5 protein-coding genes, 2 tRNA genes and 2 pseudogenes are annotated in these 9169 nt (G+C 40.7%); all 9 read left to right on the forward strand.

The window, feature by feature from the left end:
• The first annotated feature begins 127 nt into the window (after positions 1–127).
• Positions 128–214: transfer RNA gene (locus CEX73_RS02465), tRNA-Leu, on the forward strand.
• Positions 215–272: 58 nt separating this feature from the next.
• Positions 273–346, forward strand: a tRNA-Met gene (locus tag CEX73_RS02470).
• Between the two features lie 472 nt (positions 347–818).
• Positions 819–2312 (forward strand): transcription termination factor NusA, encoded by a 1494-nt coding sequence (nusA, locus tag CEX73_RS02475; protein ID WP_101627013.1) that lies wholly within the window; start codon positions 819–821, stop codon positions 2310–2312.
• Positions 2313–2337: 25 nt separating this feature from the next.
• Positions 2338–2628 (forward strand): annotated as a pseudogene (locus CEX73_RS03520) (translation initiation factor IF-2 associated domain-containing protein); the annotation flags it as partial.
• A gap of 195 nt (positions 2629–2823) precedes the next feature.
• A pseudogene (infB, locus tag CEX73_RS02480) lies at positions 2824–4995 on the forward strand (translation initiation factor IF-2); the annotation flags it as partial.
• A gap of 79 nt (positions 4996–5074) precedes the next feature.
• A complete protein-coding gene (rbfA, locus tag CEX73_RS02485; protein ID WP_101627015.1) occupies positions 5075–5473 on the forward strand; it encodes a 30S ribosome-binding factor RbfA in 399 nt (132 codons plus the stop codon).
• A 1-nt stretch (position 5474) separates the two neighbouring features.
• The gene (gene truB, locus CEX73_RS02490; RefSeq protein ID WP_101627016.1) at positions 5475–6431 is read left to right on the forward strand and encodes a tRNA pseudouridine(55) synthase TruB; all 957 of its coding nucleotides are present in this window, start codon (positions 5475–5477) and stop codon (positions 6429–6431) included.
• 136 nt (positions 6432–6567) lie between these two features.
• Positions 6568–6837, forward strand: coding sequence for a 30S ribosomal protein S15 (gene rpsO, locus CEX73_RS02495; RefSeq protein ID WP_101627017.1), 270 nt, complete (start codon positions 6568–6570; stop codon positions 6835–6837).
• A gap of 259 nt (positions 6838–7096) precedes the next feature.
• Positions 7097–9169 (forward strand): polyribonucleotide nucleotidyltransferase (pnp, locus tag CEX73_RS02500; protein ID WP_101627018.1); only part of this gene is annotated, 2073 nt, incomplete at its 3' end.

Genomic DNA, 9169 nt, shown 5'->3' on the forward strand with positions numbered 1-9169 from the left:
TATACTGACGAGTATAGATACCACTTACTCTCAAGAGAAAGATCAAAACCAAATTACTAATAATTTATTAAAGTAACATTTTTACTTACGGTATGATTATCTAACTAAAATTATTCTTTAGTGCAGTGCCGAGGTGGTGAAATTGGTAGACACGCTACCTTGAGGTGGTAGTGCTGAATAAAGCTTACGGGTTCAAGTCCCGTCCTCGGTACCAATTATCATTGATAAGTTGATTTATTATGGTAAATAAAGTATATTAAAGTATATTCTCACGCGGGGTGGAGCAGTTTGGTAGCTCGTCGGGCTCATAACCCGAAGGTCGTTGGTTCAAATCCGACCCCCGCAACCCCTTTCCTTTAAATAATTATTTTTCAAACATTATTGACAATTGGTATTAGGTGTCATATGACAAGCTTGAAATAATAGATTATGATTTCTCGAATAGGTATCTAAAATTTGCTTACTCTTTATAAAGTACAAGTTATAAGGTACAATAACAAAACGCCCCGATTTTTCGGGGCGTTTTGTTATTAAACATAAACAAGTAAGATAAACTAATCACAGTACTGGTAACTGGTATAAGTTAATCGTCCGTTGTTCACCGTAGCCTATTTCGCGCCATTTACCTTACCGGGTGGAGCAGCAGAAAATGGTGATGGTATAGTCGTGCCAAACTACGGCGGTAGCGGTAAAGTGGTAGGTCATTCTTAATGCGGTCGACGGTGAAATAATCACGGTGACGGTAGAAGAAAAAACAAATAAAAGTCTTAGCTTTGTACCAGACTTTTAACATTTTACTGATTACTGAGGCTACTAGGATGAATAAAGAAATTCTTGCTGTTGTTGAGGCTGTTTCCAATGAAAAATCTATTCCAAGGGAAAAAATTTTTGAAGCACTTGAGACGGCTTTAGCTACTGCAACAAAGAAAAAATACGAACAAGAAATTGAAGTTCACATTCACATCGATCGTAAGTCTGGTGATTTCGAAACATTCCGCCGTTGGCTTATTGTGGATGAAGTTACCCAGCCAACTCGCGAGATCACGTTGGAAGCGGCAAAATTTGACGACGTAAATGCTAAAATAGGTGGCTATATTGAAGATAAAATTCAATCGGTGATATTCGACCGTATCACTACTCAAACCGCTAAGCAGGTAATTGTACAGAAAGTACGCGAAGCAGAGCGGGCAATGGTAGTAGAACAATTCCGTAGCCATTTAGGAGAAATCCTTACCGGCATGGTAAAAAAAGTAAATCGCGAGAATATAATTCTCGATCTAGGCAATAATATTGAAGCGATTATTAGTCGTGAAGAGATGTTACCGCGTGAAAATTTTCGCTTGGGTGACCGTATTCGCGGGGTACTTTACTCTATACGCCCGGAAGTACGTGGCGCGCAGCTTTTTGTCAGCCGCACTAGTCCAGAAATGTTAATTGAGCTGTTCCGTATTGAGGTACCTGAAATAGGTGAAGAAGTTATTAACATTAAGGCAGTAGCTCGCGATCCAGGCTCACGAGCAAAAATAGCAGTGAAAACTAATGATAAAAGAATTGATCCTGTTGGCGCATGTGTTGGTATGCGCGGTGCGCGTGTACAGGCAGTTTCTAGTGAACTAAGCGGGGAACGTATTGATATTGTTCTGTGGGATGATAACTCGGTTCAATTCGTAATTAATGCTATGGCCCCCGCTGATGTTACTTCCATAGTCGTGGATGAGGACAAACATACTATGGATATTGCGGTAGAAGCCAGTAATCTTGCTCAGGCGATAGGACGTAATGGACAAAATGTACGGTTAGCTTCCCAGCTCAGCGGATGGGAGCTCAATGTTATGACAGTATCTGATCTACAGGACAAACATAGAGCTGAAGCCTATGCTGCTATTAATATTTTTACGAATCATCTAAATATCGATGAAAATTTGGCCACAGTCCTTGTAGAAGGAGGTTTATCTTCGCTTGAAGAGCTAGCCTACTTACCGATTAAGGAATTAATAGCAATCGATAAACTAGATGAAAAAACAGTGAAAAAGCTGCGAATAAAAGCAAAGAATGCTCTTGCTCAACTTGCCCTAGCTATAGCTATGGAAGAGAATAACAAAGTAGGAAAACCGGCTGAAGACTTGTTGAGGTTATCAAAACTTAAGCGCGACATAGCTTTTAAATTAGCGGCGCATGGGGTGTGTACGCTAGAAAATCTTGCCGAACAAGGTGTCGAAGACTTATCAAATATTGAAGGATTAAGTAGTGAGGAAGCCGGAGAGCTGATTATGGCAGCGCGCAATATTTGCTGGTTTGGTGACAAGGTGTAATAAAACGTAGCATGGAAGAAACAGCATGACAAATGTAACAGTAAAATCGCTTGCAGCAAAAATGCAAATTCCTGTGGATCGCCTGGTACAGCAGTTTACTGATGTTGGTATTAAGAAAACAGCAGTAGATTTTGTTACTCAGCAGGAAAAAGAAACCTTACTCGCGTACCTAAAATCTAATATTAGCAACGCGCCACATCAATTAACCTTACAACGTAAAACACGCAGTACCTTAAATATTTCTAGTGCCAGCGGTAAAAGTAAGTCAGTACAAATAGAAGTACGTAAAAAACGCATATATGTACCACAAGAACCTCAGGTTTTGAAACCTACGGAAGTAGAAAAATTAACTCAAAGTACGACTCCTGAAACGGTTAAATATAAGGTAGAAGCGAATACTAAACGTGTACCTCGTGTACCTAAGGAACACAAAAAATGTAATAGAGTGGAAAGTAAGACATTAATAAACAAGCAAACCAATACTATTACTAAGTCAAAGTCAAAACATGCGGCTGAAAAAACCAGCCGTGAAGTAGAAGCAGCATTACTTAAACGTCAAGTGGAAGAGGAAACTCGTCGTAAGGTAGAAGAAAAAGCTCGCCAAATTGCAGAAGAAGCGCGTCAACTAGCTGAAAATAATGACGGTAATTGGATTGCCACACCAGAATTGATTGAAGAAGATACTACTGATTACCATATCACTACTTGTCACCACGCCCGTGTAGCAGAAGACGAGAATGACCGAAAGATAGAAAATGAACGCAGGATCCGAGGAGGTAAAACCTCTAAGCAAAAAAGAACTAACCGCTTATCTGAGTTAAAAGCGGATCGCGAAGAAGCACGTGCTGTTGGACGTAGTAGTAAAGGTCAAAGTAAACGTAAATCAAACATTTTAATGCAAGTATTTAATAAACCTGCACAAATTATCAACCGCGATGTTGTTATCGGGGAAATGATCACTGTTGCTGAACTAGCCAATAAGATGGCAGTAAAAGGTTCAGAAATAATTAAAAAAATGATTAAGCTCGGTGCCATGGTAACTATTAACCAAGTAATTGATCAAGAAACTGCGCAAATAGTTGCGGAAGATATGGGTCATAAAGTTATTTTACTTCGTGAAAACGAGTTAGAAGCATCTATTCTGAACGACCGTGATATTGGTAGCTCAGCAACGGCTGAATCTCGTGCTCCAGTTGTAACTATAATGGGGCACGTAGATCATGGTAAAACCTCATTACTAGACTATATCCGTTCAACTAAGGTAGCAGCTAGCGAAGCTGGCGGCATAACTCAGCATATCGGAGCTTACCATGTGGAAACCGACAAAGGTATGATTACCTTTCTGGATACCCCTGGACATGCAGCTTTCACCGCTATGCGTGCTCGTGGAGCTAGGACTACTGATATTGTTGTATTAGTAGTAGCTGCTGATAACGGCGCTATGCCGCAGACAATAGAAGCGATACAGCACGCTAAAGCTGCAAAAGTACCTATTGTTGTCGCCGTCAATAAAATTGATAAATTGGAAGCTAATCCAGAAAGTATAAAAAATGAATTAACTAAGTACGGTGTAATTCCGGAAGAGTGGGGTGGTGAAAATCAATTCGTCAATGTCTCTGCCAAAGATGGTACGGGTATTAATCATCTACTAGATGCTATCCTACTACAGGCAGAAGTACTAGAGTTAAAAGCCATCAGTGATGGTATGGCAAGCGGTATTGTAATCGAATCGTTCTTAGATAAAGGACGCGGTCCAGTGGCAACTATATTAGTGCGTGAAGGTACTCTAAATCGTGGTGATATTGTGCTATGCGGATTCGAATATGGTCGCGTGCGTGCCATGCGTGATGAAATAGGTCGTAATATCTATTCTGCTGGTCCATCTCTCCCAGTAGAAATCTTAGGTCTCTCCGGGGTTCCCATAGCTGGTGACGAAGTCACTGTGGTCCGCGATGAGAAAAAAGCTCGTGAAGTGGCTCTCTATCGTCAAGGTAAGTTTCGCGAAGTAAAATTAGCACGTCAGCATCATTCTAAGCTAGAAAATATGTTCGATAATGTGACCAAAGGCGACGTATCAGAGTTGAACATTGTACTTAAATCAGACGTACAAGGTTCAGTAGAAGCAATAAATGATGCACTAGAGAAACTGTCTACTGACAAAATCAAAGTAAATATTATCGGTTCTGGTGTAGGTGGTATTACCGAAACGGACGCTACTCTTGCTGCTGCTTCTAATGCTATTTTGTTAGGTTTCAACGTTCGTGCTGATACCTCTGCTCGTCGTATAATTGATACAGAAAAGATTGATATACGTTATTATTCTGTTATCTACGACTTGATTGATGAAGTTAAACAAGCGATGAATGGTATGCTAGCACCTGAGTATAAACAACAAATTATTGGTTTAGCAGAAGTACGTGACATTTTTCGTTCACCTAAATTTGGTGCCATCGCTGGTTGTATAGTAACAGAGGGTATAGTTAAGCGCCATAACAAGATCCGTGTACTACGCGATCACATTGTTATCTACGAAGGTGAACTAGATTCGCTGCGTCGTTTTAAAGATGATGTAAATGAAGTACGTAATGGTATGGAATGTGGTATTGGTGTGAAAAACTATACTGATGTTCGTACTGGCGACATGATCGAAGTATTTGAATCTATTGAGATCAGACGAAACTAGCGTCTGATCACTAACTATCGACAAGCACAGAACAGAGATATGATTAATTACTTAGCTGAGCTATCTGGAGAAATGTCTTATGGCCAAAGAGTATAGCCGTACACAACGTATCGCTCAGGAGATGCAAAAAAACATTGCCATCAGCTTACAACGCGAAATTAGAGATCCCCGCATTGGTATGGCTACTGTTTCAGGAGTTAACGTATCCCGTGACCTTGCGTTAGCAACCGTTTTCGTGACTTTCACCTTCCTAAATGACAACACTGATGATCAGGTAAACACTGGTGTACGGACACTACAGGCTGCTTCTGGATTTATCCGTAGCTTACTAGGAAAATCGATGCACCTGCGTGTAGTACCTAAACTAATTTTCGCTTATGACTACTCTCTCGTGAAAGGTATGCGGATATCTCATCTCATCAGTCAGGTGGTGCCAAAAGACTGTCAACTTTACAAAGAAAAAGGTAAATCTTACTAAGATGAGCCGTAATTTAAGTTACAGACACCGTAATATTAATGGTATTGTCTTGCTAGATAAACCACATGGCGTGTCGTCGAACGATTTATTACAAAAGGTAAAACAGCTCTTCAGAGCAAAAAAAGCTGGCCATACTGGTGTACTAGATCAACTAGCTACTGGTATGTTGCCTATTTGCCTAGGAGAAGCTACTAAGTTTTCCCAGCATCTTCTAGATGCTGACAAACGTTACAGTGTTACTGCTAAGCTCGGGGAACGTACTGATACCTACGATGCTACAGGACAAGTTATTAGCACTAGTCCAATTCCGGTTGTGCTAAATCAAGCGATGCTTGATCAGACGCTGGCGCAGTTTTACGGCAAGATCTACCAAGTTCCACCGATGTTTTCAACTATCAAGTACAAAGGTAGGCCACTCTATGAATATGCCCGCAAAGGTATTGAAGTTCCGCGTAAAGCGAGGCCGATTCATATATACGATTTGCAGTTACTTTACTGGGATCATATAAATATAGAACTAGAAATTCATTGTTCTAAAGGCACCTATATTCGTACGATAGTTAATGACCTTGGTGAGTTCCTCGGTTGCGGTGCGCACGTGACAAGACTACGTCGTTTAGCAGTTGCACACTATCCTACAGCGCGTATGGTGACACTCCAGATGCTACAAGAAACTATAGATATGTCACAAGAACCGGATGCTCCCCTAGCACAACTCGATACACTATTACTACCAATAGATAGTGCTTTATCTTATTTACCAGCTATCCAATTGCCTCCAATCATTGCTGCCAGAGTACGACTGGGTCAGACAGTCATAGTTGACTCGTGTTGGCAACAGGGCTTAGTACGAATGTGTATTGCTGATACTCTACGTTTCTTCGGCATTGGAGAAATTACGGAGCCGGGAAGATTAAAGCCTCGGCGCCTTATTGCTATTGCTGAAGAATGTATTTGATGATGCATGCAATCATCTTAACCTTTTAACCTTGCGATAAACATTAACTCATAGTAAAATAATAAAGTTTGTGAAGCTGGTGGCTAAATTAGAGATCAAATGTCTCTCTATTTTACCTTAAATTTGGAGTGTTATAATGTCTCTAAGTATCAACACAAAAGCCAAAATAATTTCTGATTTCGGCCGTGATGCTCACGACAGTGGTTCCACAGAAGTTCAAATAGCTCTTTTAACAGCTCAGATTAGTCACTTGCAGGGTCATTTTGCGGAACATAAAAAAGATTACCATAGCCGCCGTAGTCTGCTACGTATGGTTTCACAACGTCGTAAGCTGCTTTCCTACCTTAAGGATAAAGATATAACGAGTTATACTACCATAATTGAACGTCTTAGCCTACGTCGTTAAGCTAGATAACAATATCAGGAACACCAACTTTGATTTGATCAGTAGGGGCCTAATTAGGCCCCTTTGTTATCTTATTGATCTGAGCTATAAAGCCCAAACTGTTGGGGTATTAATTGGTCTTAATAAATTTTGTTTCACGTATTCTTCCATTTTTTTTAGACTAGCTGAGCTAATGTAATGAGAAGGTTGTTAGTGAATAGTGGTCAGCGGTTGGTTAAGTAAATTTTGCGCTGCACACCCTGAAATTAAGGATATCATTTTGCTAAATCCTATTGTTCATCATTTTAAATACGGTAAGTATACTGTAATGCTAGAAACTGGTATTCTAGCTCGTCAGGCAACTGCAGCTGTTATGGTAAGCATGGACGATACCACAGTATTAGTTACTGTAGTAGGCGTTAAGCAAACTAAACCAGGACAAAAATTCTTCCCGCTTGCAGTCAACTATCAGGAAAGAACGTATGCGGCTGGCCGCTTTCCTGGTGGATTCTTCCGCCGTGAAGGCCGTCCTAGCGAAGGAGAAATCTTCATTTCTCGTCTTATCGATCGTTCAATCCGTCCTTTATTTCCGGAAGAATTCTTGAATGAAGTACAAGTTATAGCGACAGTAGTATCTATTAACCCACTAGTTAGCCCAGATATCGTGGCAATGATTGGCGCATCAGCAGCATTAAGTCTATCTGGTATTCCGTTTAACGGACCGTTTGGTGCAGCGCGCGTTGGTTATATTAATAATCAATACATATTGAATCCCACCATAGCTGAATTAGTAGAAAGTAGCCTTGATTTAGTAGTTGCTAGTACCGCAAACGCGGTACTCATGGTGGAATCAGAAGCACAGCTATTAAGCGAAGAGCAAATGCTGGGCGCAGTATTTTTTGGCCATGAACAACAGCAAGTTATTATCCGAAACATTAATCATATGGTCACTAAAGCTGGTAAGCCTAAATGGGATTGGCAAGCACAGAAAATAAATGCTAATTTACAATCACGCGTTACTGAGCTGGCTGAATATCGCCTAAATGATGTGTCTTGCTTTATAGAAAAACAAGAACGTTATGCTTATGTTGAATCTATCAAAGCAGATGTAGTAAGCGTTTTACATAAGCAAAACGAAACGGAAACGATCGAAGAAGACGAAATAAGAGATATTCTCAGCAATCTGGAGAAAAAGATAGTACGCCGCCGTGTTTTACGTGGTGAGCCACGTATTGACGGCCGTCAAAAAGATATGATTAGAAATTTAGACATGCGTATAAGCATACTGCCACGAACTCATGGTTCCGCATTATTTATACGCGGCGAAACTCAGGCCCTGGTAACGGTAACTCTTGGTACCGAGCGCGACGCACAGAATATCGATGAACTCACCGGGGAACGTACTGATCGGTTTCTGCTACACTATAACTTTCCTCCATATTGTGTCGGTGAAACGGGCATGATTGGTTCACCAAAGCGTCGTGAGATAGGTCACGGGCGTTTAGCGAAACGCGGTGTACTAGCTATCATGCCGAAAATAAATGAATTTCCGTATACCGTGCGCGTGGTATCAGAAATAACTGAATCTAATGGATCTTCTTCTATGGCTTCGATATGTGGCGCATCACTAGCTTTAATGGATGCCGGAGTACCTATTAAAGCAGCCGTTGCAGGTATCGCTATGGGTTTGGTGAAAGAAGGAGATAACTTTGTCGTGTTGTCAGATATTCTGAGTGATGAAGATCACCTTGGCGATATGGACTTTAAAGTAGCTGGTAGTAGAGATGGAATTACTGCATTACAGATGGACATCAAAATCGAAGGTATAACCTACGATATTATGCAATTGGCGTTATACCAGGCAAAAGATGCTAGGATGCATATTTTGAGTATGATGGAGCAGGTTATTAGTAAGCCGTGTAGTGATCTGTCTGAATTCGCGCCGCGTATCCACACCATTAAGATTAATCCTGATAAGATCAAAGATGTGATCGGTAAATGTGGATCAGTGATCCGAGCTTTAACCGAAGAAACCAAAACTATCATTGAAATTGAAGATGATGGTACTGTCAAAGTAGCAGCAACGGACAGTACAAAAGCACGTCAAGCCATCTGCCGTATCAAAGAAATAACTGCAGAAATAGAAGTTGGTCGCATCTATCATGGTAAAGTAACCCGTCTTGTTGACTTTGGCGCATTTATAGCTATTAGTGGCGGTAAAGAGGGATTAGTGCATATTTCTCAAATTTCTGACAAGCGTGTCGATAAAATAGCTGATTATCTATCATTAGAACAAACTGTACCGGTTAAGGTACTAGAAGTCGATCGTCATGGACGCATTCGTCTGAGCATC

The organism is Candidatus Palibaumannia cicadellinicola, from assembly GCF_002855795.1.
In the GTDB taxonomy this organism is placed as follows: domain Bacteria; phylum Pseudomonadota; class Gammaproteobacteria; order Enterobacterales; family Enterobacteriaceae; genus Baumannia; species Baumannia cicadellinicola_C.